The sequence below is a fragment of the Cellulomonas sp. P5_E12 genome, from assembly GCF_054049315.1.
The window spans coordinates 89164-115363 of record NZ_JBFUMP010000009.1; the positions used below are offsets into that span (position 1 = coordinate 89164).

The window sequence follows — 26200 nt, forward strand, 5'->3', positions numbered from 1 at the left end:
GGAAGAGGACCCCATGCACCGCCCCAGAACCCGCGGTCGCGTCGCGATCGCGTGCAGCACTGTTCCCGCGGTGCTCATCGCAGCCGTCGGACTGCTCGTCGCTCCGCTGGCCGGCGCCGCGAGCGCCGCGGACCCGACGTACAACTACGCCGAGGCCCTGGAGAAGTCGATGTTCTTCTACGAGGCCCAGCGCTCCGGCGACCTGCCGGCGGACAACCCGGTCTCGTGGCGCGGCGACTCCGCGATGACCGACGGCGCCGACGTCGGCAAGGACCTCACCGGCGGCTGGTACGACGCGGGCGACCACGTGAAGTTCGGGCTGCCGATGGCGTTCAGCACGACGATGCTCGCGTGGGGTGCCATCGCGTCACCGCAGGGCTACACCAAGGCCGGCCAGCTGGACGAGGTCAAGGACAACCTGCGCTGGGTCGACGACTACTTCGTCAAGGCCCACACCGCACCGAACGAGCTCTACGTGCAGGTGGGCGACGGCGAGGCGGACCACAAGTGGTGGGGTCCCGCCGAGGTGATGACGATGGCCCGACCGTCGTACAAGGTCAGCGCGAGCTGCCCCGGGTCCGACGTCGCCGGGGAGACCGCTGCCGCGCTGGCGTCGTCGTCGATCGTCTTCAAGACCGACGACCCGACGTACTCGGCGAAGCTGCTCACGCACGCCAAGCAGCTCTACTCGTTCGCAGACACCTACCGCGGCGCGTACTCCGACTGCGTCACGGCCGCCTCGGCGTACTACAAGTCGTGGTCGGGCTACCAGGACGAGCTGGTCTGGGGCGCCTACTGGCTCTACAAGGCGACGGGTGACGCCACCTACCTGGCGAAGGCCGAGACCGAGTACCTCAAGCTGAGCGTCGAGAACCAGACGACCACCCACTCCTACAAGTGGACCGTCGCGTGGGACGACAAGACGTACGCGATGTACGCGCTGCTCGCCATGGAGACGGGCAAGCAGCAGTACGTCGACGACGCCAACCGCTGGCTGGACTACTGGACGGTGGGCGTCAACGGCCAGCGCGTGCCGTACTCGCCGGGCGGCCAGGCCGTCCTGGACTCGTGGGGGTCGCTGCGGTACGCCGCCAACACCTCGTTCGTCGCGCTCGTCTACTCCGACTGGCTCACCGACGCCACACGCAAGGCCAGGTACCACGACTTCGGCGTCCGGCAGATCAACTACGCGCTCGGCGACAACCCCCGCAAGTCCAGCTTCGTCGTCGGCTTCGGCGTCAACCCGCCGCAGAGCCCGCACCACCGGACGGCGCACGGCTCGTGGCTCGACTCGATCACGTCGCCCGTCGCGACGAGGCACGTGCTCTATGGCGCGCTCGTCGGGGGGCCGAGCTCGGCCAACGACGCCTACACGGACAGCCGCTCGGACTACACCTCCAACGAGGTGGCCACCGACTACAACGCGGGCTTCTCCAGCGCGCTGGCGCGTCTCACGCAGGAGTACGGCGGTACCGCGCTGGCCAGCTTCCCCGTGGCCGAGCAGCCCGACGGCGACGAGATCTTCGTCGAGGCCATGCTCAACCAGCCGGCCGGCGGCACGTTCACCGAGATCAAGGCCATGATCCGCAACCAGTCAGCGTTCCCGGCGCGCGCGCTCAAGAACGGCACCCTGCGCTACTGGTTCACCCTCGACGCCGGCGACTCGGCGACCAACCTCGCGGTGTCCGCCAACTACAGCGAGTGCGACCCGCAGACCACCAAGCCGGTCAGCGCGGGCGGGTCGCTCTACTACGCCGAGATCAGCTGCATCGGGCAGAACATCTACCCGGGTGGCCAGTCCCAGCACCGGCGTGAGATCCAGTTCCGGATCACCGGTGGTTCCACGTGGAACGCCGCCAACGACGCCTCGTTCGCCGGCCTGAACACCACCGCGCTCGCCAAGACCAAGGCGATCACGCTCTACGACGGCGGCAAGCTCATCTGGGGCACCGAGCCCACCGGCACGGTCACCGACACGACCGCGCCGACCGTCCCGGGCACCCCGACGGCCTCCGGGATCGCCTCGACGGGCGCGTCGCTGAGCTGGGCGGCGTCCACCGACGCGGGCAGCGGCCTCGCGGGCTACGACGTCTACCGGGTCCAGGGCACCACCTCGACGCTCGTCGCCTCGACCACCACGGCGACGACGGTGCTCTCCGGCCTCACGCCGAGCACCGCGTACTCGTTCGCGGTGAGGGCCAAGGACGTCGCGGGGAACGTGTCGGCGGCCTCGGCCACCGGGACGTTCACCACCTCGACGCCGCCCGTCGACGTCGTGGCACCGGGCAAGCCCGGGACGCCCGTCGCCTCCGCCATCACCTCGTCCGGCGCGACGCTCACGTGGACCGCCTCGACCGCCGGCACGTACGCGGTGGCCGGGTACGACGTGCTGCGGATCAACGGCCCGACGTCCACGGTCGTCGGGACGGCCACCGGGACGACGTACGCGCTCACCGGACTCACGGCCGGCACCGCCTACACCTACGCCGTCCGGGCCAAGGACTCGGCAGGTGACGTGTCGACGACGTCGGCGTCGGTGGCCTTCACCACGACGGCCGCGGCCGACACCACCGCACCGACCGTCCCCGGCACCCCGGCCGCGACGGCCGTCACGCAGACGGGCGCCGCTCTCACCTGGGCGGCGTCCACCGACGCCGGCGGCAGCGGGCTGGCCGGCTACGACGTGTACCGGGTCCAGGGCACCACCTCGACCCTGGTGGCCTCGCCGACATCGGCGTCGACCACGCTCACCGGCCTGACGGCGGGCACCGCGTACACCTACGCGGTGCGAGCCAAGGACGCTGCCGGCAACGTGTCGACGGCGAGCGCTCCGGTGACGTTCACGACGCTCCCGACGTCGACCACGAGCAGCTGCGCGGTGACGTACTCCGCCAACAGCTGGAACGTGGGCTTCACGGGGAGCGTCAAGATCACCAACACCTCGACGGCACCCGTGACCTGGACGCTCGGGTTCACGTTCCCGCCGGGCCAGCAGGTGACCCAGGGCTGGAGCGCGACGTGGTCGCAGACCGGCAGCGCGGTCACGGCCACGGGGCTGGGGTGGAACGCCACGCTGGCCCCGGGCGCCAGCACCGACATCGGGTTCAACGGGTCCCACACGGGCACGAACACCGCCCCGACGGCCTTCACGGTCAACGGGGTGGCCTGCACGGTCTCCTGATCGCGACCACGAGGGCGCCGCACCACCCGGTGCGGCGCCCTCGTCATCCCCGGGAGGCCGCCCGACGCGCGAGCCGGCGCATCATCGGCGGCGTGTTCCCGATGCCGGCCGCGAGGGTGATCACGCCGAGCACCGCGGTGACCACGCGGAGCACGGGCGACGTTCCCCCGTCGCCGGAGGCCGTGATCCATGGCAGGGCGAGCAGGACGACACCGCCGAGGGCGTAGGCGAGCGACCGGGACCAGGCGACCATGGTCAGCGCCCGCACGTGCGGCAGGACCCCGGGGAACTCGTGCTCGAGTCCGGCCGTGTCGCCGGTGAAGTCCCGCTCGGCCCAGGTCAGACCGGCCTCCCCGGCTGCGGCCCGCACCGCCGTCATCGGATACCAGCCCGCCTGGTGCTCGGGCAGCGCGGATCCGCTCACCCCCTGCCCCGACGGGAACGAGCCGAGGACGGCGCCGCCGGCGTCCGTCACGGCGTACCGGTCGACGACGCCCTCGGTGCCGCGGGCCGGGAACGCGGCCTGCACGTGGGTGATCGCCCGCGCCTGCCCCGGCCCGCCTCCGACGGGGATGTCGAAACCGCCTCGGGCATCGGGGGACGCGGGCGGCGCGACCCAGCGGACGCGCTCGGGGCTGATCTCCAGCCACGATCCCTCGTACTGGCGGCGAAGGGAGGGTGAGTCGTGGTGGCCGACGTTCGGGACGAGGATCACGTGCTCATGCTGCCCGACCGGTGCTGCCGGCGACGGGTGTTCAGTCCGCGCTGTGCACCGGGCGGACGCGCTCGCCCAGCTCCCCGAGCTGCGCCTTCATCTCCCCGACGGAGAGCGTGTGCTCGACGCGCGGCGAGTAGAGCATCGAGCTGACGATGGCGCCGGTGGCCCCGATGGCGAAGGCCTGGCTCACGTGGCTGACCAGACCGGCGCCGCCGGACGCGATGACGGGCAGCTGAACGGCCTCGGTGATCATGCCGGTGATGTCCAGGTCGTACCCCGCGCCCGTGCCGTCGCGGTCGATGCTGTTGACGACGATCTCGCCGGCGCCCAGGTCCTGCCCGCGCTTCGCCCACTCGACCGCGTCCATGCCGGTGTAGGTCCGCGCGCCGTCGATGGCGATCTCGTAGCCGCTGGGGATCGTCGCGGTCTTGTCCACGCGCTTGACCTGCATGCTCAGCACGATGCACTGCCGGCCGAACTCGACCGAACCCTGCGTGATGATCTCCGGCTTGCGCACGGCCATGGAGTCGATGCTGATCTTCTCCGCACCGGCGCGCAGCACGGCGTGCATGTCCTCGAGGTGCCGGATGCCGCCCCCGACCGTCAGCGGCACGAAGGTCCGGTGCGCGGCCCTGCGGACCATGTCGAGGTCGATCTGGCGCTTCTGGGCGCTGGCCATGATGTCGTAGATGACGATCTCGTCGACGTCCTCGTGGTACAGCCGGTCGGCCAGCTCGGCCGGGTCCCCCACGTCGATGTTGTCCTGGAACTGCTGGGCCTTGGTGACCCGGCCGTCCTTCACGTCGAAACAGGCGATGAGCCGGTTAGCGAGCATCGAGATCCTTCAGGTCTGTGAGGTCGAGGTCGCAGAACGACTTGAGCACCTGCAGGCCGGCGCGCGCGCTCTTCTCGGTGTGGAACTGCGTCGCCATGATGTTCTTGTGCGCGACCGCCGCGGCGAACTCCTGGCCGTAGGTGGTCACGCCGACCAGGGTGGAATCGTCCGTCGGCCGGGCATAAAAGGAATTCACGAAATAGTAGAACCCACCCGGCGTGAATGACCTCGAGAACGGGTGGTCACCGCGCACGTCGACATTGTTCCAACCCATGTGCGGAACGCGGACCTCGGCGCGGTCGAACTCGTGGACGCTCCCGGGCAGCCAGCCGAGACACTCGACGTCCCCCTCGGCCGAGTGCTCGAACAGCACCTGCAGACCCACGCAGACACCGAGAAAGGCCTGGCCATCGCCCCGGACCTTCTCGTTCAGGTGGTCGATCCAGCCCTCCTGGGCCAGCGACTCCATGGTCACGCCGGCGGCCCCGACGCCGGGAAGGATGTACCTGTCGACCTCGTCGCACTCGCTCGGCTTGGCCACGAGCGCGTGCGGGACACCGAGGTGCTCGAGCGCATAGGAAATGCTCTGCGAATTCCCGGTGCGATAGTCGATGATCCCGATCACTTGCCCAATCCTACACGGGACGCGTGTCTCAATATGTGGTCGGAGTCAGTCGAGGAACAGGGCACGCAGCCTGACCGTGGTGAACGTCAGACCGAGCCCGATCATGACGACGAAGTAGGCGACGTGCACCAGCATCGAGCCGTCGAGCACCCCGAGGGTCAGCCCGCGAACCAGCTCCACCGCGTGCCACAGCGGCAACGCCTTGATGACCCCCTGCAACCACCCCGGGTACACGGTGATGGGGTAGAAGGTGGCCGAGAACAGGAACATCGGGAGCATCACGAAGTTGATCCAGTCCATCTGCTGGAAGGTCTTCATGTAGCTGGTGACGGCCATGCCGACGCTGGCGAACCCGAACGCCACGAGCAGCACCGCGGGGATGGCGAGCGCCGCGGACCACGCGAGGTTGAGTCCCATGACCTGCATGACCGTGAGGAACCCGAGGGCGTAGACGCCGCCGCGGAGCAGCGCGTAAGAGATCTCGCCGAACGCCACGTCCAGCGGACCGAGCGACGTCGCCAGCATCGCGTCGTAGAGCTTGCCGAAGTGCATCTTGAAGAACACGTTCCACGTGGAGTCGTACACCGCGCCGTTCATGGCGGACACCGCGAGCAGCGCCGGCGCGATGAACGCCGCGTACGAGACGGAGCCCCCGGTCGGCAGCTCGACGTCCCCGATGTACGAGCCGAGCCCGACGCCCATGGCGAACAGGAAGAAGACCGGCTCGAAGAACCCGGACAGCACCACGATGCCGCTGGAGCTCTTGGTCGCCTTGAGCCCGCGGGCCACGACCGACCGCGCGTTGCGGGCGTAGAGGGCGCTCACGGCGGTGCTGCGTGAGGGGGCAGCAGCGGTGGTGGCGGTCATCCTCGCAGCCTCCTGACGAAGGCGCGGCGCGCCAGCACCCACCCGACGGCGGCCATGACCAGCAGGATGGCGAGGTGCCAGCCGACGGGCCACGCCCCGGGCGGCGAGCCGTACGACAGGGTCCGGCCGATCTCGCTCGCGTGCCACAACGGGGAGATCCACCCGACCCACTGCAGCCAGACCGGCAGGGTGGCCAGGGGGTAGAACGTCCCGGAGAACAGGAACAGCGGCGTGAAGACGAAGCGCTGAACCAGCGCGAACTGGCCCTTGTCCTCCGTCAGGCTCGCGGAGAACGCCATGAGGGGCAGCCCGAACGCCAGCCCGGCCAGGACGCCGACCAGCGGCATCAGCGCGCCCCTGACCGGGTTGCCGACGGCGCCGAACGCGACGATGAGCAGGTAGTAGATCGTCGTCGTGAAGAGCATGCGCAGCACCACGGACAGCACGAGGCCGGCCATGATCTGCGGCGGTGCGATCGGCGAGGCGTTCATGCCCCAGAAGATCCGGCGCCACTTGAACCCGGCCATGATGACGAACGTGAACTCGTCCATCGCGACGGTCACACCGGCGGTCGCCAGGAGCGCGGGGGCGACGAACCACACGTAGCTCACGGGCCCGTCGGCGCCGGACGCCACCGACTGGTCGAGGAACGTCGCCAGGCCCAGGCCGATGCCGAGCAGGTACAGCAGCGGGTTGCCGACGGACCCCACGACGATCGTCCAGCCGTACGCCTTCATGCCGCGCAGCTGGTGCTCCGCGACGTACCAGGCGCCGAACCGGCGCGGTCGGGCCGCCGCAGCGACGGCGGCGTCGGACAGGGTGGTCGTCATTCGATCAGGCTCCGCCCCGTGAGCCGCAGGAACACGTCCTCGAGGCTGGAGCGCCGGACCAATGAGGTCGTGGGGTGCAGGCCGAGGTCGGTGACGCGCTCGAGCACCGCCTCGCCGTCCTCGGCGTACAGCAGCACGCGGTCCGGCAGCACCTCGATCCGCTCCACCAGGCCGGCCATGCGCACGGCGGCGTCGGCGTTGCGGTCGGACCCGAAGCGTAGCTCCACCACCTCGCGCGTCGAGTACTGCCGGATCAGGCTCGAGGGGCTGCCCTCGGCCATGATCCGGCCCTTGTCGACGACCACCAGTCGGTCGCACAGCTGCTCGGCCTCGTCCATGTAGTGCGTGGTGAGCACCAGCGTGGTGCCGCGCTCCTTGAGCCGGAACAGCCGGTCCCACAGGACGTGTCGCGCCTGCGGGTCGAGTCCCGTCGTCGGCTCGTCGAGCATGAGGATGCGCGGCTCGTTGATGAGCGCCCTGGCGATGGTGAGCCGGCGCTTCATGCCGCCCGACAGGTCGTCGACCTTGGCGTTGCGCTTCTCCTCGAGCTGCGCGAACCCGAGCAGCTCGTCCGCCCGCGACGCGCACACCGAGCGGGGGATGCCGAAGTAGCGGCCGTAGACGATGAGGTTGTCGCGCACGCGCAGCTCGGTGTCGAGGTTGTCCTCCTGCGGCACCACACCAAGCAGCGACCGGATCTCGGGCCCGTGCGTGTCCGGGTCGAGGCCGAGGACCCGCAGCTCGCCGGCCGTCCGTGACGAGACCGCGCCGATCATCCGCATGGTCGTGGACTTGCCCGCGCCGTTGGGTCCCAGGAGCCCGAATGACTCACCCGGAGGCACCTCGAAGTCGATGCCGTCGACGGCGGTGAAGTCGCCGAAGCGCTTGGTGAGGCCCTGGGCGGCGATGACGGGAGGAGCGGTCACAGCGGACCAACCTAGACGACCGGGCCGACACGCGCGGCAGGATTGATGTTGACCGCCATGCCCCACGACGGCAACCTGCACCGATGACCACCGACCTCGTGGACCTCTGGCCGCTGGCGGGGCTGCGTGTGCGCAGCGGTGACCTGGAGCTGCGGTTCCTCGACGACGAGCACCTGGTCGCACTGGCACGCCTTGCCGCGGACGGGATCCACCCCCCGGAGGCCATGCCGTTCACCGTCCCGTGGACGCGTGGCACCCCGACGGAGGTGGCGCGCAGCGTCCTGACCTACCTGTGGACCCGGCGCGCCTCCGTGGCCGCGGACAGCTGGTCGCTCGAGCTCGCGGTCGTCCGGGCCGGCGAGGTCGTCGGCACGCAAGCGCTCATCGCGAAGGACTTCCTCGTCACGCGCGAGGCCGAGACGGGGTCCTGGCTGGGCTTGCGACACCACGGCCAGGGACTCGGTACCCGGATGCGGCTGATGATCCTGCACCTGCTGTTCGATGGCTTCGATGGCCGGCGCGCAACCACGGCCGCCTTCGACGACAACGGGCCCTCGAAGGGCGTCACCCGGCGCATCGGCTATGTGCCCAACGGCGTCGACGTCGTCGCGCGCGAGGGAAAGCCTGCGCTCAGCAACCGCTACGTCCTCGACCGGGCCGCCTGGGACGCCCGCCCGGCGGAGCTTCGGCCAGCCGTGACCCTCGTCGGTGTGGAGGCGGTGCGGGAGCAGCTCGGCATCTGAGCCGCTCGCCACGGCGATCGGGTGGGTACCGCGCTGAAACACGACTGCCCCCGCCGAKGCMTCGGCGGGGGCAGTCGTGTGCGTGGTGGAGCCAAGGGGACTCGAACCCCTAACCCCCTGCTTGCAAAGCAGGTGCGCTACCAATTGCGCCATGGCCCCGTGAGCAGGACCTGTGGTCTTACTCGAAGGTGTCGGTGACCTCGGCCCACAGGTCTCGCTCGTCGCGATCCTGCGCGTACTTCTGCCACACGACGAATCCGAGGGCGGCCAGGGCCACCAGGAGCAGGAGCTTCTTCATCGGTTCCCCCACGGGTCGGGAGTGGGCCTAACAGGACTTGAACCTGTGACCTCTTCCTTATCAGGGAAGCGCTCTAACCGTCTGAGCTATAGGCCCGTGCACTGCCGTTGCGTGCGCCGCAGTGGCGCCGGATGAGACTACCCCAGGGCAGGGGTGGCACCCAAACCGGCTACCGAGTGGCAGTCGTCACTCGTCCGTCATGGTCACGTGCACGCCGCCGACGAGCGCCGCCACGATGTTGTAGAGGAACGCACCGATGGTCGAGAGGGCCGTCAGCAGGAAGACGTCGATCACCGCGATGAGCGTCGCGCCGGAGATGATCCGGGAGAACTCGACGTACTGCAGGATGTCGATCCCGCTCTCCGTGCCCGTGATCTGCGTGACGAGGTTGTCGGCTTTGGTGAACACCTGGAGCCCGTTGAGCGTGAACCAGACCACCGCCGCCGCGACGACGAGCATCACGCCGATGGCGACCGACAGCAGGAACGACAGCTTCATGACCGACCACGGGTCGACGCGTGAGATCGCGAGCCTGACGCGGCGCGGGGCGCCGTGCTGGCCGACCGTCGGGATGCGACCCGTGCTCGGCCGCGCACCGGTGAGGTTCTCGGTCGAGGTCGCCGTCCGAGGCGGGGCGCTCGGCGTCGCCGCCGGGGCGGTTGCCGGAGTGGTCGTCATGGTCGGTTCCTTGGGTGGCCGGGGTCGAGTAGCCGCGGCGAACGCGGTGGTCGTGGCGACACCGGCCTTCTTGAGCCAGACCGTGGCGGTGTCCACTGCGACCATCATCGGGGACGGCGGGTCCTGCTCGTCGTCGACCGTGGCGGTGGTGGTGTCACGATCCTGTGGAGATATCGCGGTGGCGGCCGCGCCGGCGGCTGCTGGCGCCGCAGAACCGTTGCTCGCCGGACGCTCGGCCGCAGGCCGGCTGGTCGATTCCGGGCGCGCCTCGGGCCGCGTCGACGTCCGCGTGGGGCTCACCGTCGGCGGCATGACGCTGGCCGGCACCGTGAAAGCGGTCGTCCCGTTGGTGCCGTTCAGGCCGGGCACCTTGGTCGCCGCGTCGTCGGTGTCGGGCTCGCTCCACGCCGAGGTAGATCCCTTGCGTGGCGTGGACGTCGTGGTGCGACCTGCGGTCGTCGGCGTCGTCGGGCGTTTGCGTGGAGGGATCGAGGGGGGCGTGGAATCGGTCATGCGTCCTCCGCGGGAAGGTCGTCGGTCACGGCGTTGTCGGCAGGCGCCTCGGCGTCACGGGCGACGTCCGCTGAGCCGTCCGTGGCGTCCGATCCGTCGGAAACCTGGCCATTCTCAGCGCCCACGGTACCTGCCTCGTCGGCCAGGTGTCGCTCAGTGTTGCGCGCGACCGCGATGATCCGGTCCCCGTTGTCGGGCTTGGCGAAGATGACGCCCTGCGTCGTGCGACCGGTCGCGTTGACCTCCGACGTGGCCGAACGCACGATCTTGCCGCGCTCCATGATGACCAGGACCTCGTCGTCGGGGTCGACAACGAGCGCCCCGACGAGGTCGCCGTTCGCCTCGGGCAGGTTGGCCACCTTGATACCCAGACCACCGCGACCCTGCTGGCGGTAGTTCTCCACCGTGAGCGCGGTCCGCTTGGCGATGCCGCCCTCCGTGACGGTGAACAGGAACGCGTCCTCGCGCACGACGTCCATGGCCAGCAGCTCGTCGTCGGCTCGGAACTTCATGCCGGTCACGCCGGACGTGGCCCGCCCCATGGGTCGCAGCGACTCGTCGGAGGCGGTGAACCGCACCGACTGCCCCTTGCGCGACACCAGGATGAGGTCCTGGTCGGAGTCGACGAGCCTCGCCGAGACCAGCTCGTCCGGCAGGCCCTCGTCGTCCTCGCGCAGGTTGATCGCGATGACGCCGCCCGACCGGTTGGAGTCGTAGTCCGTCAGGCGCGTCTTCTTGACCAGGCCGCGCTGCGTGGCCAGGACCAGGTACTCGGCCTTGGTGTAGTCGCGGATGTCGAGCACCTGGGCGATCTTCTCGCCCGGCTGGAAGGCCAGCAGGTTCGCCACGTGCTGACCCTTGGCGTCGCGCCCGCCCTCGGGCAGCTCGTACGCCTTGGCGCGGTAGACGCGTCCGAGGTTGGTGAAGAAGAGCAGCCAGTGGTGGGTCGTCGTCACGAAGAAGTGGTCGACCAGGTCGTCCTCGCGCAGCTGCGCGCCACGCACGCCCTTGCCGCCGCGGCGCTGCGCCCGGTAGTTGTCCGAGCGCGTCCGCTTGGCGTACCCGCCGCGGGTGATGGTGACGACCATCTCCTCCTCGGCGATGAGGTCCTCGACGCTGACCTCGCCGTCGAACGGCAGGATCGTCGTGCGTCGCTCGTCGCCGTACTTCGCGACGATCTCGCCGAGCTCGTCGGACACGATGTCCCGCTGGCGCTGCTCGGAGTCGAGGATCGCCTGGTACTCGAGGATCTCGGCCTCGAGCTTGGCGTAGTTCTCGAGGATCTGCTGACGCTGCAGGGCCGCGAGCCGGCGCAGCTGCAGGTTGAGGATGGCGTTGGCCTGGACCTCGTCGATGTCGAGCATCTCCATGAGGCCCGTGCGCGCCTCGTCGGAGTCGGGGGAGCGCCGGATGAGCGCGATGACCTCGTCGAGCGCGTCGAGCGCCTTGAGGTATCCGCGGTAGATGTGGATCTCCGCCTCGGCCTCGCGCAGCTTGTACCGGGTCCGGCGGACGACGACGTCGAGCTGGTGGGTGACCCAGTGGCGCACGAACGCGTCGATGCTCAGCGTGCGGGGGACGTCGTCGACGAGCGCGAGCATGTTCGCGCCGAACGTGTCCTGCAGCTGCGTGTGCTTGTAGAGGTTGTTGAGCACGACCTTGGCGACGGCGTCGCGCTTGAGCACGATCACCAGGCGCTGTCCGGCGCGACCGCTCGTCTCGTCGCGGATGTCCGCGATGCCCGTGACCCTGTTCTCCTTGACCAGGTCGGCGATCTTCTTGGCGAGGGTGTCGGGGTTCACCTGGTACGGGAGCTCGGTGACCACCAGGCAGATGCGGCCCTGGATCTCTTCGACCTCGACGATCGCGCGCATCGTGATCGAGCCGCGACCGGTCCGGTACGCCTCCTCGATGCCCTTGTGGCCCAGGATCGTGGCGCCCGTGGGGAAGTCGGGCCCCTTGATCCGCACCAGGAGCGCCGCGAGCAGCTCCTCGCTCGACGCCTCGGGGTGGTCGAGGTGCCACTGCACGCCCTCGGCGACCTCGCGCAGGTTGTGCGGCGGGATGTTGGTGGCCATGCCGACGGCGATGCCGGACGAGCCGTTCACCAGCAGGTTCGGGAACCTCGAGGGCAGGACCGTGGGCTCCTGCGTGCGGCCGTCGTAGTTGTCCTGGAAGTCGACGGTGTCCTTGTCGATGTCCCGGACCATCTCCATGGACAGCGGCGCCATCTTGCACTCGGTGTACCGCGGGGCGGCCGCCGGGTCGTCGCCCGGGGAGCCGAAGTTCCCCTGGCCGGCCACCAACGGGTACCGCAGCGACCAGTCCTGCACGAGGCGCACGAGGGCGTCGTAGATCGCGGTGTCACCGTGCGGGTGGTACTTGCCCATGACGTCGCCGACGACGCGCGAGCACTTCGAGAACTGACGGTCCGGGCGGTAGCCGCCGTCGTACATCGCGTAGAGCACGCGGCGGTGCACCGGCTTGAGGCCGTCGCGGACGTCCGGCAGGGCGCGGCCGACGATGACGGACATGGCGTAGTCCAGGTACGAGCGCTGCATCTCGAGCTGCAGGTCGATCTGGTCGATGCGGCCGTGCTCGATCTCGTTGCCGGTGGTCTCGCTCAACGTGGTTCCTTACGTCAGTTGCTAGCAGTGGCCCGTGCGACGTTCCCGACTAGATATCGAGGAACCGCACGTCCTTCGCGTTGCGCTGGATGAACGAGCGACGGGACTCGACGTCCTCACCCATGAGGACCGAGAAGATCTCGTCGGCCGCCGCGGCCTCGTCGAGCGTGACCTGCAGCAGCGTGCGGTGCTCGGGCGACATGGTCGTCTCCCACAGCTCCTGGTAGTCCATCTCGCCCAGACCCTTGTAGCGCTGGACCGAGTTCTCCTTGGGCAGCCGCTTGCCGCCGGCCTGCCCGTCGGCGATCACGGCGTCCCGCTCGCGGTCGGTGTACACGTAGTCGTGCTCCGCGTTCGCCCACTTGATGCGGTACAGCGGCGGCTGGGCGAGGTACACGTGCCCGTGCGTGATGAGGTTCGGCATGTACCGGAACAGGAGCGTGAGCAGCAGGGTCCGGATGTGCTGACCGTCGACGTCGGCGTCGGCCATGATCACGATCTTGTGGTACCGCAGCTTGGACAGGTCGAAGTCCTCGCCGATGCCCGTGCCGAAGGCCGTGATCAGCGCCTGGACCTCCTGGTTGCCCAGCGCCCGGTCCAGCCGCGCCCGCTCGACGTTGAGGATCTTCCCGCGGATCGGGAGGATCGCCTGCGTCCGCGGGTTGCGGCCACGGACCGCCGAACCGCCGGCCGAGTCGCCCTCGACGATGAAGACCTCGCACTCCTCGGCGCGGTTCGACTGGCAGTCGCGGAGCTTGCCGGGCATGCCGCCGGACTCGAGCAGGCCCTTACGACGGGTGGCCTCGCGGGCCTTGCGCGCCGCCATGCGCGCGGCGGCGGCCTGGATCGACTTGCGGATCACGTCGCGCGCCTCGGTCGGGTGCGACTCCAGCCAGTCGCCGAGCTGGTCGTTGACCACGCGCTGCACGAAGGTCTTCGCCTCGGTGTTGCCGAGCTTCGTCTTGGTCTGGCCCTCGAACTGCGGCTCGCCCAGCTTGATGGAGATGACGGCCGTGAGGCCCTCGCGGATGTCGTCGCCCGTGAGGTTCTCGTCCTTCTCCTTGAGGATGCCCTTGTCGCGCGCGTAGCGGTTGATCAGCGAGGTCATCGCCGCACGGAAGCCTTCCTCGTGCGTGCCGCCCTCGGTGGTGGAGATCGTGTTGGCGTACGTGTGCACGGACTCGGAGTACGCGTTGGTCCACTGCAGGGCGATCTCGACGGCGATCCGGCGCTCGGTGTCCTCGGACTCGAAGTCGATGATGTCCGGGTGGACGACCTCCACCTTCTTGGCGCTGTTGAGGTGCTTCACGTAGTCGACCAGGCCGTCGTCGTACTTGTAGGTGACGTTCCGGGAGGGGGCCGGAGCGCCCTCCTCCTTCTCCTCCTCACCGGCGACCTCGTCGCCGGTGTCGAGGTGGGCCGGGCGCTCGTCGGTGAGCGAGATCTGCAGACCCTTGTTGAGGAACGCGTACTGCTGGAACCGCGCGCGCAGCGTCTCGAAGTCGTAGTCGGTGGTCTCGAAGATGGCGGGGTCGGCCCAGAACGTCTGCGACGTGCCGGTCTCGTCCGTCGGGTCGCCCTTCTGCAGCTCGCCCAGCGGCTTGCCGCCGTCGGAGAAGTTCTGCTGCCACGTGTAGCCGTCGCGCTTGACGACGGTCTCCACCCGGGTGGACAGCGCGTTCACGACGGAGATGCCGACGCCGTGCAGGCCGCCGGAGACCGCGTAGCCGGCGCCGCCGAACTTGCCGCCCGCGTGCAGGATCGTCATGACGACCTCGACGGTCGGTCGGCCCTCGGTCGGGTGGATGGCGACCGGGATGCCGCGGCCGTTGTCGACGACGCGGACGCCGCCGTCCGCGAGCAGCGTGACCTCGACGTGGTCGCAGTAGCCGGCCAGGGCCTCGTCCACCGAGTTGTCGACCACCTCGGACACCAGGTGGTGCAGGCCGCGCTCGCCGGTGGAGCCGATGTACATGCCGGGGCGCTTGCGCACCGCCTCGAGCCCCTCGAGAACCGTGATCGCACTGGCGTCGTACCCGCCGTTGCCGCTCTTCAACGTGCTGGACGGGGGGGTGCTCTGCTCGGTCACGGGCGGTGGTGCTCCTCAAGCTCTCACACGCGACGGAGGGGCCCGACCGAACTTCACCGGATCGGATCACTCCATGACGCTGGAGTTCCAGGCACAGATGCGCCAGGAATGACCTTTACAGTCTACCTGGTGGAGCGGCCTGGACCGTCTTTTCACACAGGCGTCGGCGCGGGGTGTTCGTGCGGCTCCGCCCGCTCAGCGGAACGTGTCGCGCTCGCCCCGCCCGGCGACGCGCTTCGGGCCCGTCTTGAACCGCGGGCCGCCCGGGTTGAGCACGGTGATCTCCAGCACGATCCCCTCACCCAGGTCGGCCGCGAACCGGCCCAGCATCGCCGGCGCGAGGAACTTCAGCTGTGTCGCCCACGACGTCGAGCTCGCCCGGAGCGTCAGGGAGCCCCCCTCGAACGAGACGTACTCGCAGTGCTCGGCCACCTGCGGCCCGACCAGCTCGGACCACCGGTGCTTGAGCACGCCGGCCACCTGGTCCGAGGTACCGCCCAGCTGGTCGAGCAGCCCGCCGACCGTGGACCCAATGAGCTGGGGGTCGCGCGCGCCCGGGCCGGCCGTGCCCATCTGGACCTGGAGCAGCGGCTTGCGGCGCGCCGGGTCTCCGGGTCGGAAGCCCCGCTGCGCGGCTGCGACCTTCGCCCGGCCCAGCGCGCCGAGCGCTACCTGCCGCGGAGGCGTCAGCTCGACCAGGTCCCGCAGCGGCGTGCCGTCCGGTGCCTTGGTCGGGGGGAAGAGGCCGTCCTCAGAGGACACGAGCCACCTCGCCACCCATGACGTCGACGCGCGCACCGGCCAGGGGTGCCGGCACATCGTCGGCGACCGCCGCCGTGATGAGGACCTGTCGCGCCGGGGCCACCAGCTCGGCCAGCCGGTCCCTGCGGCGGGCGTCGAGCTCGGCGAACACGTCGTCGAGGATCAGCACGGGCTCGCCGTCGGGTCCCCAGTCGCCGCCACCCCACCCGTCGTCGCCCTCGTCGCCGTGCGTGAGGAGCTCGTAGGACGCGAGGCGCAGCGCGAGCGCGAACGACCACGACTCGCCGTGGCTCGCGTACCCCTTGGCCGGGAGCCCGCCGAGGGTCAGCACCAGGTCGTCCCGATGCGGACCGACCAGGCTGACGCCGCGCTCGATCTCCTTGGTGCGCAGTCGCCCCATCGCCTCGAGGAGCTGCGCCTCCACCAGCTCGACCGAAGCCGTCTCGTCGTCGGTCTCCAGCACCGCGTCGAGGGAGGCCTTGTAGGTGACGATCGCGGCGCCCTGCCCCGCGCTGACCTGCTCATACGCGCGATCGACGTGCGGTGCGAGCGACCTGACCAGGTTCCGACGCGCGACAACGATCTGCGCCCCGGTCTGCGCGAGCTTGGTGTCCCAGACGTCGAGTGTGCGCAGGTCGGCTCCGCCCCCGCGCCGCGCGGCGCCGGCCGACTTCAGCAGGGCCGACCGCTGGCGCAGGACCCGGTCGTAGTCCGCGATCACGCCGGAGACCCGGGGGGTGAGCTGGACCAGCAGGTCGTCGAGGAACCTCCGGCGCCCGTCCGGATCTCCCTTGACCAGCGAGAGGTCCTCGGGCGCGAACAGCACGGTCCGCAGGATGCCGAGGACGTCCCGCGCCCGCGTCGGCGAACCGCCGTTCACGCGCGCACGGTTCGCCTTGCCGGGGGTGACCTCGATCTCGACCAGCGACGACCGCGGCTGTCCCGGCTCGAGCTCACGGACGACCTTCGCCCGGACGACCGCCCTCGTCGTCCCCGCGCGCACGAGCGCGGCATCCGTCGGCACCCGGTGGCTGCCCAGCGTCGCGACGTACCCGAGCGCCTCGACGAGGTTCGTCTTGCCCTGCCCGTTCGGTCCGACGAGCGCCGTGATGCCCGGCTCGAGCGGGAGCTCGACCTGGGCGTACGAGCGGAAGTCGGTCAGGGAGAGGTGCGCGACGTACATCGGGTCCCGGCTAGACCGACTGTGCCGGCGGCGTACCCGTGACGGGCCCCGTGGTCCCGGCGGGCTTGACCGCGTGGCCGCCGAACTGCTGACGGAGCGCGGCGACGGCCTTCATGGCGGGCGACTCCTCCTGGCGCGAGGCGAAGCGCGCGAACAGCGAGGCCGAGATCACCGGGGCCGGCACCGAGAGGTCGATCGCCTCGTCGACAGTCCACCTGCCCTCGCCGGAGTCCTCCACCCAGTCGTCGATCGCGCCCAGGCCCGGGTCCTGCTCGAGGGCCTTGACCAGCAGCTCGAGCAGCCAGGAGCGCACGACCGTCCCGCGCTGCCACGCGCGCATGGTGCCGTGCACGTCCGTGACCAGGTCCTTCGCCGCGAGGAGCTCGTAGCCCTCGGCGTACGCCTGCATCAGGCCGTACTCGATCCCGTTGTGCACCATCTTCGCGAAGTGCCCCGCGCCGACGGTCCCCGCGTGCACGAATCCCTCGTTGCGCGGGCCCTCCGGCCGCAGCGCATCGAACACCGGCATGACCTTGGCGACGGTCTCGGCGTCGCCGCCGACCATGAGCCCGTACCCGTTGGCCAGGCCCCACACCCCGCCCGAGACGCCGGCGTCGAGGAACCCGATGCCGCGCGACGCCAAGAGCTCCGCGTGCGGCAGGTCGTCCTGGTAGTACGAGTTCCCGCCGTCGATAACCACGTCGCCGGCCGTGAGCAGGTCGGACAGCTCCGTGATGACGGCATCGGTGATCTTGCCGGACGGCACCATCACCCAGACCACGCGCTCGCCGGCCGGGAGCGCCTCGACCATGGCGGCCAACGACGGCACGTCGGTGACGTCGGGACTGCGGTCGTACCCCGTGACGTCGATGCCGGCGGCGCGGATGCGCTGCCGCATGTTCCCGCCCATCTTGCCCAGACCCACCAGACCGATGTGCATGCCGTCTGCCTCTTCTTGAGTTCGCGTCCTGCGTGTCCCGCTCACTCTGCCGCAGCAGAGCGTCGTGCGCCGGTCAGCCGTCAGCTGGCGAAACGGATGGGCACCAGCAGGTAGCGGTACTCGGGGTTGTCCTCGCCGTCCAGGGACTCCTGGCCCGTGAACTCCACGGGCTTGTTGGGGTGCGTGAACGAGAGGCGCACGAACGTGGTGCTCAGGGCGCCCAGGCCGTCCAGGAGGAACTGTGGGTTGAACGCGACCGAGATGTCGTCGCCGACCAGCGTCGCCTCGAGCGCCTCGGAGGCCTGCGCGTCGTCGCCCTGACCGGCATCGAGAACCACCTGGCCCTCGCTGAACGACAGGCGGATGGGGGTGTTCCGCTCGGCGACCAGCGCCACGCGCTTGGCGGCGTCCGCCAGGGCGTGCGTACCGACGACGGCGTGGATCGGCGTCTCGTCCGGGAACAGACGGCGGACGGCCGGGTAGTCGCCGTCGACGAGCAGGCTGGTGGTCTGGCGGCCGGCGGCCTCGAAGCCGATCATGTCGACACCGGAGCCCGTGGACAGCGCGACGGTGACCGACCCGGCGCTGCCGAGGGACTTCGCGGCGTCCGACAGCGTGCGTGCCCGGACCAGCGCGACGGTGGAGATGTCCGGCGACGACGGCTTCCACGTGAGCTCGCGCAGCGCGAGCCGGTAGCGGTCCGTGGCCAGGAGAGTGACCTTCTCGCCCTCGATCTCGACCCGCACGCCCGTGAGCAGCGGCAACGTGTCGTCGCGGCTGGCGGCGACGGAGACCTGGGCGACCGCGTGCGTGAGCTCGTCACCGTCGACGGTGCCGGTGGTGGGCGGCATCACCGGAAGGTTCGGGTAGTCCTCGACCGGCATGGTCAGCAGCGTGAAGCGGCTGGCCCCGCAGGTGACGACGACCTTGGTGCCCTCGAGCACCACGTCGACGGGCTTGTCCGGCAGCGCACGGGAGATCTCGGCGAGCAGACGTCCCGAGACGAGCACGGAGCCGGCCTCGCTGACGTCCGCCGKGATCTGCGACCGGGCGGAGACCTCGTAGTCGAAGCTCGAGAGCTGCACGGTGCCCGTGGTGTCGGCCTCGAGGCGCACACCCGCCAGGACGGGGACTGGCGGCCGTGTGGGCAGGCTGCGCGCCGTCCATGTGACGGCGTCCGCGAGAACGTCGCGGTCGACCCGGAACCTCATGCCTCAAACCTCTCGTCGTGCGGGCCTGCCGGCGTGCCGTCACAGGTTGTGAGGAGGTCCGGTCGGACAGGCGTCAGGCGAACACTACGCGAGTGGTCCGACGCTCGGTACGGGCATGCGGATGACAACCACAACCGTGTCGTTCGTGAGGCGCCACAGTGCTTTGGCGGTGTGTGGATCCATGACAGAGAGAAGTGTCGTCGTCGTCATCGGTCCTGTGCACTGTGTGGATCGTGAACGTCCGTGCAGGTCAGGAAACGTTCTTGCTGTGCACGCCGCCTGTGGGCCAGATCGGACAGCCCGTGGACGGGCGTGGAGAGCTGTGGTTCGTCGATTCCGCGTCCACCACGACCGGTCCTGCCGTCCACATGACACGTGGGGGTCGTCCACCGTCGTCCACAGGTGTACGCACAGGTGTGGAGATTCGTCCCATGCATGTCTCATCCGCAGGGTGAAGGTTGCGGTCAAGGCCTTCGGATCGTTTCGCCGGTGAGAGTTGTCTCATGGCGGGACGCCCCGAATGCCCGTTTGTGAACGAGCAGAACGCGCCGGTCTGCCCCGTTTCCGGTATCGGTGCAGGTCAGAGCCGCGCGATGAGTGCATGGGCCACCTGATGCGCCGAACGGGTGAATCCCATCACAAGCATCCCCAGGTACCTGTGGACAGCTGTGGATAACTATGGGGAAGCGGTCGGTCGAACCAGGCAGAACCGGGCGTTCGTCAGCCCCGGTTCTGCTGCTTGATCCGGTTGGTGAGCTCGGTGACCTGGTTGTAGATCGACCGGCGCTCGGCCATGAGCTCGCGGATCTTGCGGTTCGCGTGCATGACCGTCGTGTGGTCGCGGCCACCGAACGCCTGGCCGATCTTCGGCAGCGACAGGTCGGTGAGCTCGCGGCAGAGGTACATCGCGATCTGGCGAGCTGTGACCAGCACCCGCGAGCGGCTCGAACCGCACAGGTCGTCGATGCTCAGACCGAAGTAGGCAGCCGTCTGGCCGATCACCTGGGTCGCGGTGATCTCGGTGGTCTGGTCGTCGGTGATCAGGTCCTTGAGCACGATCTCCGCGAGGGAGAGGTCGACCTGCTGCCGGTTGAGGTTCGCGAACGCCGTCACGCGGATGAGTGCACCCTCGAGCTCACGGATGTTCGTCGAGATCTTCGAGGCGATGTACTCGAGCACGTCCGGCGGCGCCTGCAGCCGCTCGCTGCCGGCCTTCTTGCGCAGGATCGCGATGCGCGTCTCGAGGTCCGGCGGCTGGACGTCGGTGATGAGGCCCCACTCGAAGCGGGAGCGCATCCGGTCCTCGAAGCCGTTCAGCTGCTTGGGCGGCAGGTCGGACGTGATCACGACCTGCTTGTTCGCGTTGTGCAGGGTGTTGAACGTGTGGAAGAACTCCTCCATCGTCTGTTCCTTGCCCTGCAGGAACTGGATGTCGTCGATGAGGAGCACGTCGACCTCGCGGTAGCGGCGCTGGAACGCGCCCGCCTTGCCCTCGCTGATCGAGTTGATGAAGTCGTTGGTGAACTCCTCGGAGTTCACGTAGCGCACACGCACGCTCGGGTAGAGGTTCTGCGCGTAGTGGCCGATCGCGTGCAGCAGGTGCGTCTTGCCCAAGCCTGAGTCGCCGTAGATGAACAACGGGTTGTAGGCCTTGGCCGGCGCCTCGGCGACCGCGACGGCCGCGGCGTGCGCGAAGCGGTTCGAGCTCCCGATGACGAACGTCTCGAAGAGGTACTTCGGGTTGAGGCGCGCCGGCTCGGCCGGCTGGCGTCGGTTGGTGCTCGCTGACGACGGGCGGTCGTCGCCACGCCCGTTGTATCGACCGCCCCGGCGGGAGTCGTGGTCGGTCTCGTCGTCGTCGGACACCAGCGACAGGTCCGGGCGGGCCTCGCGTCGGGCGTCGGCCTCGTCCGCCTCGCGCTCGTCGCGCGACGGGCTGTACGGCTCGTGCCGCTGCTCCGTGCCGACCACCCGCAGCGCCGGCGGCGCGTCCTCGGCCAGCTCGGGGTCGACGGTGATGGCGAACCGGGCCTCCCGGTCGAGGGCCGCACTCAGGGCGACGGTCACCTCGCCGCGGACGCGAGACTCCAGGTAGTCCTTGGTGAGGTCGTTGCCGACCGCCAGCAGGAGCGTGCCGTCGAGGAGTCCGAGCGGACGGGCCAGGCGGACGAACGCGATCTGCCGTGGCGTGATGTCGGGGCTCGACTCGAGGGTCGACACCACGTGCCCCCAGACCCGGGAGAGCTCTTCGTCCTGTGACACGTGCTACCTCGGTTGTTCGTTCGCGTGGGTGGTCGAGTCTCGCACGAGACTGTGTTGTCCACACAGTTGTCCACACCTGTGAGCAGATGACCAGATCGGTGTCAGGAGCTTCCACGGCACGGTGAGGACGGCGTACGCGCGGTCCGTCTTCGGGGCGGGTTCGTCGTGTCCTGGGTCTGTCCACCACGTCGTGGTCCACAGGCCGTCGGCCCCCGTGACGACCCTTGATGCTAGTAGCAGACCGTTGGCCGGGCGAGGGCTCGGACGGGTGACGTCCTAGGTGCCCGACGGGGTGTGCTGTGGCACGATCGGTGCGGCGAGTCGCGCGCATTTGACCGGCCACTACGGCGGGAAGTACGGTATTGCAGCCTTATCGATGGCTCTTCCTGGCGCGCCCTGACGCCGCACGCATGACTGTGTGTCCCGGAGTAGTCGATCTCGGCAGCCTGAACCTGGTCGCGCGGCACATGCGAGGCCCACCCGATGTAGTTGGAGACTCTCGTGACCAAGCGCACCTTCCAGCCGAACAACCGGCGCCGGGCCAAGACCCACGGCTTCCGCCTGCGCATGCGTACGCGCGCCGGCCGGGCGATCCTGGCGGCACGTCGCCGCAAGGGCCGCTCGGAGCTCTCGGCCTGACGCCACCGTCGGTGCTGTCCGCTGCGCATCGCATGCGCCGCGCTGCCGACTTCGAGCAGGCGGTGCGCAGAGGTGCGCGCGGCGGACGGGACACCCTCGTGGTGCATCTGACGACACGGACCGATCACTCGCCCTCCGGGCCGGTGGTCGGTCTTGTCGTGTCCAAGGCGGTAGGCACCGCGGTGACACGGAACCTGGTCAAGCGCCGGCTGCGGGAGCTCGTGCGAGCTCGCATCTCGGGTCTCCCGTCCGATGCAGGCATCGTGATCCGGGCTCTTCCGACGTCGGCCGACCGACCGTTCGCGCTCCTGGGCGCCGACCTGGACGCGGCGCTCGAGACGGCCGCGCGTCGAGCACGACGTCGGACCGAGGCGTAGTCATCCCATGAGTTTCCCTTCGGTGGTCCGTGCCGTGGTGCGTTCTCCGGCGACGCTGCTCCTGCTGCTGCTCCGGGGCTACCAGCGGTTCATCTCCCCGATGACGCCCCCCACCTGCAAGTTCTACCCGTCCTGCTCGCAGTACGCGGTGATCGCCGTGCAGCGCCACGGAGCCATTCGTGGCACGAGGCTCGCGGTCTGGCGGCTGCTTCGCTGCAACCCGTGGAACCTGGGTGGCGTGGACGACGTTCCACCTGCGCGGTCCGCTCACCGTCATTCCCACGTGGCTGCTGCCACGCACTGACCCCAACGAGGAGTTCTGCCACATGTCGTGGTTCGACGGTCTGCTCAAACCCATCATGGTCGTCGTGGCCTGGATCATGGTCCAGTTCCACGCGCTCCTCTCTGCGATCGGGCTCGACCCCAACAGTGGCGCTGCCTGGGGGCTCTCCATCGTGGGGCTCGTGATCGTCATCCGGATCGCGCTGATCCCGTTGTTCTTCCGCCAGATCAAGGCGTCGCGCGGTATGCAGCTCATCGCGCCGCAGATGCAGGCGATCCAGAAGAAGTACAAGGGGAAGACCGACCCGGCATCCCGGGAGGCCCTGCAGCGCGAGACGATGGCGCTCTACCGGGAGAACGGCACCAACCCGTTCGCCTCGTGCCTCCCGATCCTGCTGCAGTCCCCCATCTTCTTCGCGCTGTTCCGGGTGCTCATCGAGCTCCCCCAGGTCGCGTCCGGTGCCTACCCGCCGATCGGGCCGATGACGGCCGAGCTCGCGGCATCGGCCGAGAACGCCACGATCTTCGGCGCCCCGCTGTCCGGGACGTTCATGCAGGCCGGCGACAACTGGCACATCCGCGTGGTCAGTGCCGTCCTGATCGTTGCCATGTCCGCGACGACGTTCCTCACGCAGCGCCAGCTCACCATGAAGAACATGCCGCCGGCGGCGCTCCAGGGCCCGATGGCTCAGCAGCAGAAGGTGCTGCTCTACGTCCTGCCGCTGATCTTCGCCTTCTCCGGCGTCAACTTCCCCATCGGCGTCCTCATCTACTGGACCACCACCAACCTGTGGTCGATGGGCCAGCAGTTCTACACGATCCGCCGGATGCCGGCGCCCGGCTCACAGGCCGAGCTCGCCATGAAGGAGCGGAAGGCTCGCAAGGCGTCCGCGCATGCTCCGTCCATCGAAGACGCACCGTCGACGCCGACTCTGCTCATCGAGGAGAAGCCGCGCGGCCAGCGGCAGCAGCCGAAGCGTAAGGACCGCAACAAGCCCCGTGTCGTCGCCGATGACGTCACCGACAAGCCCGTGAGGTCGACCGACGACGACCCCGACGGGCCGACCACCAAGGCGCCTGGCGCCCCCACCAAGCCAAAGAAGTAGCGCAGACGCGCGACGTTGATCAGGAGAGACTCCATGACTTCGACCCAGCCTGACGCCCCCGTCGAGACGGTCAGCACCAAGCGCCTCGAGGAAGAGGGCGAGATCGCCGCTGACTACCTCGAGGAGCTGCTCGACATCGCCGACCTCGACGGCGACATCGACATCGACATCGACCACGGACGCGCCGCCGTGGAGATCGTCTCCGAGGACCCGGCCGACAGGTCGCTGACGCGGCTGGCCGGCCCCGACGGGGAGGTCCTGGACGCGCTCCAGGAGCTGACCCGCCTGGCCGTCCAGGCCAAGACCGGCGAGCGCAGCCGCCTGATGCTCGATGTCGCCGGTTACCGCGCCGGTCGTCGGGCCGAGCTGGTGACGGTCGCCAACGAGGCGATCGCGCGCGTCCGTGAGTCCGGTAAGGCCGTCGCACTCGATGCGATGAACCCGTTCGAGCGCAAGGTCGTGCACGACGCCGTGGCCGCCGCCGGGATGTCGAGCGACTCCGACGGTGTCGAGCCGAACCGGCACGTGGTGATCCGTCCGGCGTGAGCATGTGAGGTCCGCTGCAGCGGATGACCGAGGGGCGGGCTCGTTGAGCTCGCCCCTTCGTCATGTCCGCAGGGACGCGCCCCGCGTCCTCATTGCACACGTCCGGGACCGCACGCGGCCTGGTTGTTCCACGTGAAACAGTCGTGCGCGGTGTGGCGCCCTCTTTCGCTTGGTGGACAGGTTCTGGTCGGTGTCTGGCCCCTCGTTGCACAGTGGCACCACCGGGCGTCTCCGCATAGCCGGCGACCGTTCTTGGCCGACGTGGTTCGGAGGCGACCTCCCGTCACCGGGGAGGAGCTGCTGACGGGCCACTCGGTCCGTGCGCAACCGTCCACGGCGCGGTGGGCTTTCACCAGACGCTGTCGAGGAAGCCTTTCGCGCCGGTCATGGTCGACGTCCTCATCGACGTTGACCATTCGGTACCTGCGGATGAGGCGTTCTGCTAGGTCGGCTGGATCGTCGGCCGAGACGCGGCGCCCGGGCCTCCGGGACCCTGGGACCCAGGCCGGCGTCGGCGTATGGCGGGCCGTCGGTGAGTGGCGGGCGCTCACATCCGGCGTGATGACCGCGTGTGGGGTTGGTCCCCGACGTCGACGCGCGTCACTTCTCGGTGTTTCACGTGAAACGCGCAGATGGCGATTGAGGTCGACGACCGATGTAGTGGTCGTCCCGGTGGGGCGCCATCGGGATGCCGAGCGGTCGGCGGTGAACAGCGGGTCTCGAGCGGACTACCCGCGGTCACAGCCCGCAGACAGTCTCGAGCGACTACCTGCGGTCACGGCCCGCAGGAGTTCTCGTTTCAAGTGGAACACGAAGCGCGGCGAAGGCGAGACCCTACCGGTCAAGGCGACAACGAATTGGCGAGCTCAGCCCTGGGTGCCTGCGGCCAACGCACTGCAGCTCTTCGCCGCGACGCTGAGTACGCCGATCTACCTGTCGGCGTGCCAAGACCGTGTGCAAGGGACTGCAGTGCGGGGACGCCCCAGCACCACGCCGCGCGCGCCGCAGCCTAGTGACGGTGCGGCCGGCGCCGTCAGTGGTCGTCAGGAGCCTGTCTCGGTCTGAGCGGTCTTGTCGCTTTCGCCCCCGAGTGGTCATGGCGCCGTCACACCCGGCCCTCGTGGCGACTGGGGCAGGGCGTGAGGCCGTCAGGCTCGAGGTTTCACGTGAAACAGCCACAGGGGCCCTCGTTGGCAGCTTCTATGCACTGCTCCACCTCCCGCCGGGTGGTACTCGCGCGTGGTATTGCGCGTTGCGCCATCGGTACTCGCGCGTGGTCTTGCGCGTGACGCCATCGCTCGCTCCCTGGCTTCGGCCCGGGCCGGTTCGACCCAGGTCCCGACCCGCTACGAGGGCTTGGGCGCTCGGGCTGGATCTTCTCGTCGGCTCTGACACTCGGATCCCCGTGCGCAGCCGGGCGTTGTCGAGCGCGCAAACAGTGGCGCAAGGAGTTGCGTCCCGAGGTGCGGGAGGCGGAGCAAGATCAACAGGGAATCCAAGCAGGGATAAATGTGCGGGGGGCTGGTGAAATCGGGCGCCGCGCCGGCCGGGCCGTGGCTCCCAGCCTCGCCAATTGGGCCCTTGGAGGCATGTGTGTCGTAGTCGGGCTTCGCCGGCAACCCGCCGTGCTCACCGGACGTCTCTGGGGAGAAGGGAGTGGTGGGTGGCATGCGCCACCACTGGCGAGGGTGTGGCGTGGGACGCCTGTTTCACGTGAAACAGCGAGCCTGGCATCACCAGTTGTCGCCACGTGTGCTCAGACGTCGATCTCCGCGTTGGGCCAACGTTCCGAGCGTCGATGGTGGCGTCGGCACTGCCGGATGAGTGCCTGCAGTTGAGCGACCGAGGGGGTGGCACCGATGCAGTCGAGGGGAGTCGGCCGGCCTAGATGCGGGGTCTACTCATCGGCTTATAGAATGCGCGCCATTTCGCGGCACCCGTGTGGACGACCGGAGTCACACA

At 69.3% G+C, this 26200-nt stretch carries 22 protein-coding genes and 2 tRNA genes; 7 read left to right on the forward strand and 17 right to left on the reverse strand.

From position 1 onward, the window contains the following. Positions 1-13 precede the first annotated feature (13 nt). The gene (locus tag ACXJKA_RS09795; protein WP_456825006.1) at positions 14-3181 is read left to right on the forward strand and encodes a glycoside hydrolase family 9 protein; all 3168 of its coding nucleotides are present in this window, start codon (positions 14-16) and stop codon (positions 3179-3181) included. A 43-nt stretch (positions 3182-3224) separates the two neighbouring features. On the opposite strand, the gene ACXJKA_RS09800 is transcribed toward ACXJKA_RS09795, so the two are convergent. From ACXJKA_RS09800 to ACXJKA_RS09825, 6 genes are read right to left on the reverse strand one after another with little or no spacing between them, the layout of a single operon-like run. Next, on the reverse strand, positions 3225-3896 hold the full coding sequence (locus ACXJKA_RS09800) for a hypothetical protein (protein WP_456825007.1): 672 nt from the start codon (positions 3894-3896) through the stop codon (positions 3225-3227). A 40-nt stretch (positions 3897-3936) separates the two neighbouring features. After that, entirely contained in the window at positions 3937-4734 is a 798-nt protein-coding gene (hisF, locus tag ACXJKA_RS09805; RefSeq protein WP_456825008.1) for an imidazole glycerol phosphate synthase subunit HisF, read from the reverse strand. Then, on the reverse strand, positions 4724-5359 hold the full coding sequence (hisH, locus tag ACXJKA_RS09810; RefSeq protein WP_456825009.1) for an imidazole glycerol phosphate synthase subunit HisH: 636 nt from the start codon (positions 5357-5359) through the stop codon (positions 4724-4726). Before hisH ends, hisF begins: the two co-directional genes overlap by 11 nt. A 45-nt stretch (positions 5360-5404) precedes the next feature. Continuing rightward, positions 5405-6226, reverse strand: a complete 822-nt coding sequence (locus ACXJKA_RS09815; protein WP_456825010.1) for an ABC transporter permease — start codon at positions 6224-6226, stop codon at positions 5405-5407. Next, positions 6223-7056: an ABC transporter permease gene (locus tag ACXJKA_RS09820; RefSeq protein ID WP_456825011.1), complete on the reverse strand. Its 834-nt coding sequence runs from the start codon at positions 7054-7056 to the stop codon at positions 6223-6225. Before ACXJKA_RS09820 ends, ACXJKA_RS09815 begins: the two co-directional genes overlap by 4 nt. Further along, positions 7053-7982, reverse strand: coding sequence for an ABC transporter ATP-binding protein (locus ACXJKA_RS09825; protein ID WP_456825012.1), 930 nt, complete (start codon positions 7980-7982; stop codon positions 7053-7055). The genes ACXJKA_RS09820 and ACXJKA_RS09825 overlap by 4 nt, the downstream gene beginning before the upstream one ends. An 83-nt stretch (positions 7983-8065) precedes the next feature. On the opposite strand from ACXJKA_RS09825, the gene ACXJKA_RS09830 reads away from it, so the two are divergent. Further along, on the forward strand, positions 8066-8725 hold the full coding sequence (locus ACXJKA_RS09830; protein WP_456825013.1) for a GNAT family N-acetyltransferase: 660 nt from the start codon (positions 8066-8068) through the stop codon (positions 8723-8725). Positions 8726-8808: 83 nt separating this feature from the next. Here the strand turns inward: ACXJKA_RS09830 and ACXJKA_RS09835 are convergent. The 11 genes from ACXJKA_RS09835 to dnaA form a co-directional block, all read right to left on the reverse strand. After that, a tRNA-Ala gene (locus ACXJKA_RS09835) sits at positions 8809-8884 on the reverse strand. 19 nt (positions 8885-8903) lie between these two features. Beyond that, the gene (locus ACXJKA_RS09840) at positions 8904-9023 is read right to left on the reverse strand and encodes a DLW-39 family protein (protein ID WP_456825014.1); all 120 of its coding nucleotides are present in this window, start codon (positions 9021-9023) and stop codon (positions 8904-8906) included. Between the two features lie 22 nt (positions 9024-9045). Further along, a tRNA-Ile gene (locus tag ACXJKA_RS09845) sits at positions 9046-9119 on the reverse strand. A 90-nt stretch (positions 9120-9209) separates the two neighbouring features. Next, positions 9210-10214 (reverse strand): DUF3566 domain-containing protein, encoded by a 1005-nt coding sequence (locus ACXJKA_RS09850; protein ID WP_456825015.1) that lies wholly within the window; start codon positions 10212-10214, stop codon positions 9210-9212. Beyond that, the gene (gene gyrA / locus ACXJKA_RS09855) at positions 10211-12841 is read right to left on the reverse strand and encodes a DNA gyrase subunit A (RefSeq protein WP_456825016.1); all 2631 of its coding nucleotides are present in this window, start codon (positions 12839-12841) and stop codon (positions 10211-10213) included. Before gyrA ends, ACXJKA_RS09850 begins: the two co-directional genes overlap by 4 nt. 49 nt (positions 12842-12890) lie before the next feature. Next, positions 12891-14930, reverse strand: a complete 2040-nt coding sequence (gene gyrB / locus ACXJKA_RS09860) for a DNA topoisomerase (ATP-hydrolyzing) subunit B (protein WP_456825017.1) — start codon at positions 14928-14930, stop codon at positions 12891-12893. Positions 14931-15125: 195 nt separating this feature from the next. Then, positions 15126-15692 (reverse strand): DUF721 domain-containing protein, encoded by a 567-nt coding sequence (locus ACXJKA_RS09865; RefSeq protein WP_456825018.1) that lies wholly within the window; start codon positions 15690-15692, stop codon positions 15126-15128. After that, on the reverse strand, positions 15682-16875 hold the full coding sequence (gene recF / locus ACXJKA_RS09870) for a DNA replication/repair protein RecF (protein ID WP_456825019.1): 1194 nt from the start codon (positions 16873-16875) through the stop codon (positions 15682-15684). Before recF ends, ACXJKA_RS09865 begins: the two co-directional genes overlap by 11 nt. 10 nt (positions 16876-16885) lie before the next feature. Continuing rightward, positions 16886-17860: a phosphogluconate dehydrogenase (NAD(+)-dependent, decarboxylating) gene (gnd, locus tag ACXJKA_RS09875; protein ID WP_456825020.1), complete on the reverse strand. Its 975-nt coding sequence runs from the start codon at positions 17858-17860 to the stop codon at positions 16886-16888. A gap of 35 nt (positions 17861-17895) precedes the next feature. Further along, positions 17896-19026 carry a DNA polymerase III subunit beta gene (dnaN, locus tag ACXJKA_RS09880; protein ID WP_456825021.1) on the reverse strand — a complete coding sequence of 377 codons (1131 nt, stop codon included), beginning with the start codon at positions 19024-19026 and terminating at the stop codon, positions 17896-17898. 720 nt (positions 19027-19746) lie between these two features. Continuing rightward, a complete protein-coding gene (dnaA, locus tag ACXJKA_RS09885) occupies positions 19747-21288 on the reverse strand; it encodes a chromosomal replication initiator protein DnaA (protein ID WP_456825022.1) in 1542 nt (513 codons plus the stop codon). Between the two features lie 501 nt (positions 21289-21789). Between dnaA and rpmH the strand changes: the two genes are divergently transcribed. From rpmH to ACXJKA_RS09910, 5 genes are read left to right on the forward strand one after another with little or no spacing between them, the layout of a single operon-like run. Continuing rightward, on the forward strand, positions 21790-21927 hold the full coding sequence (rpmH, locus tag ACXJKA_RS09890; RefSeq protein ID WP_159808264.1) for a 50S ribosomal protein L34: 138 nt from the start codon (positions 21790-21792) through the stop codon (positions 21925-21927). 11 nt (positions 21928-21938) lie between these two features. Continuing rightward, positions 21939-22304, forward strand: a complete 366-nt coding sequence (gene rnpA, locus ACXJKA_RS09895) for a ribonuclease P protein component (RefSeq protein ID WP_456825023.1) — start codon at positions 21939-21941, stop codon at positions 22302-22304. 7 nt (positions 22305-22311) lie between these two features. Next, positions 22312-22608: a membrane protein insertion efficiency factor YidD gene (gene yidD / locus ACXJKA_RS09900; protein ID WP_456825024.1), complete on the forward strand. Its 297-nt coding sequence runs from the start codon at positions 22312-22314 to the stop codon at positions 22606-22608. A 22-nt stretch (positions 22609-22630) separates the two neighbouring features. Next, the gene (gene yidC, locus ACXJKA_RS09905; RefSeq protein ID WP_456825025.1) at positions 22631-23692 is read left to right on the forward strand and encodes a membrane protein insertase YidC; all 1062 of its coding nucleotides are present in this window, start codon (positions 22631-22633) and stop codon (positions 23690-23692) included. 33 nt (positions 23693-23725) lie between these two features. Beyond that, the gene (locus tag ACXJKA_RS09910; protein WP_456825026.1) at positions 23726-24238 is read left to right on the forward strand and encodes a Jag family protein; all 513 of its coding nucleotides are present in this window, start codon (positions 23726-23728) and stop codon (positions 24236-24238) included. Positions 24239-26200 lie beyond the last annotated feature (1962 nt).

What these genes read in the sequence shown, in the direction of transcription:
- ACXJKA_RS09795 (WP_456825006.1), top strand. Translation starts at nt 14, where the DNA reads ATGCACCGCCCCAGAACCCGCGGTCGCGTCGCGATCGCGTGCAGCACT.
- hisF (WP_456825008.1), bottom strand. Translation starts at nt 4,734, where the DNA reads ATGCTCGCTAACCGGCTCATCGCCTGTTTCGACGTGAAGGACGGCCGG.
- ACXJKA_RS09815 (WP_456825010.1), bottom strand. Translation starts at nt 6,226, where the DNA reads ATGACCGCCACCACCGCTGCTGCCCCCTCACGCAGCACCGCCGTGAGC.
- ACXJKA_RS09820 (WP_456825011.1), bottom strand. Translation starts at nt 7,056, where the DNA reads ATGACGACCACCCTGTCCGACGCCGCCGTCGCTGCGGCGGCCCGACCG.
- ACXJKA_RS09830 (WP_456825013.1), top strand. Translation starts at nt 8,066, where the DNA reads ATGACCACCGACCTCGTGGACCTCTGGCCGCTGGCGGGGCTGCGTGTG.
- ACXJKA_RS09840 (WP_456825014.1), bottom strand. Translation starts at nt 9,023, where the DNA reads ATGAAGAAGCTCCTGCTCCTGGTGGCCCTGGCCGCCCTCGGATTCGTC.
- ACXJKA_RS09850 (WP_456825015.1), bottom strand. Translation starts at nt 10,214, where the DNA reads ATGACCGATTCCACGCCCCCCTCGATCCCTCCACGCAAACGCCCGACG.
- recF (WP_456825019.1), bottom strand. Translation starts at nt 16,875, where the DNA reads ATGTACGTCGCGCACCTCTCCCTGACCGACTTCCGCTCGTACGCCCAG.
- yidD (WP_456825024.1), top strand. Translation starts at nt 22,312, where the DNA reads ATGAGTTTCCCTTCGGTGGTCCGTGCCGTGGTGCGTTCTCCGGCGACG.
- yidC (WP_456825025.1), top strand. Translation starts at nt 22,631, where the DNA reads ATGTCGTGGTTCGACGGTCTGCTCAAACCCATCATGGTCGTCGTGGCC.
- ACXJKA_RS09910 (WP_456825026.1), top strand. Translation starts at nt 23,726, where the DNA reads ATGACTTCGACCCAGCCTGACGCCCCCGTCGAGACGGTCAGCACCAAG.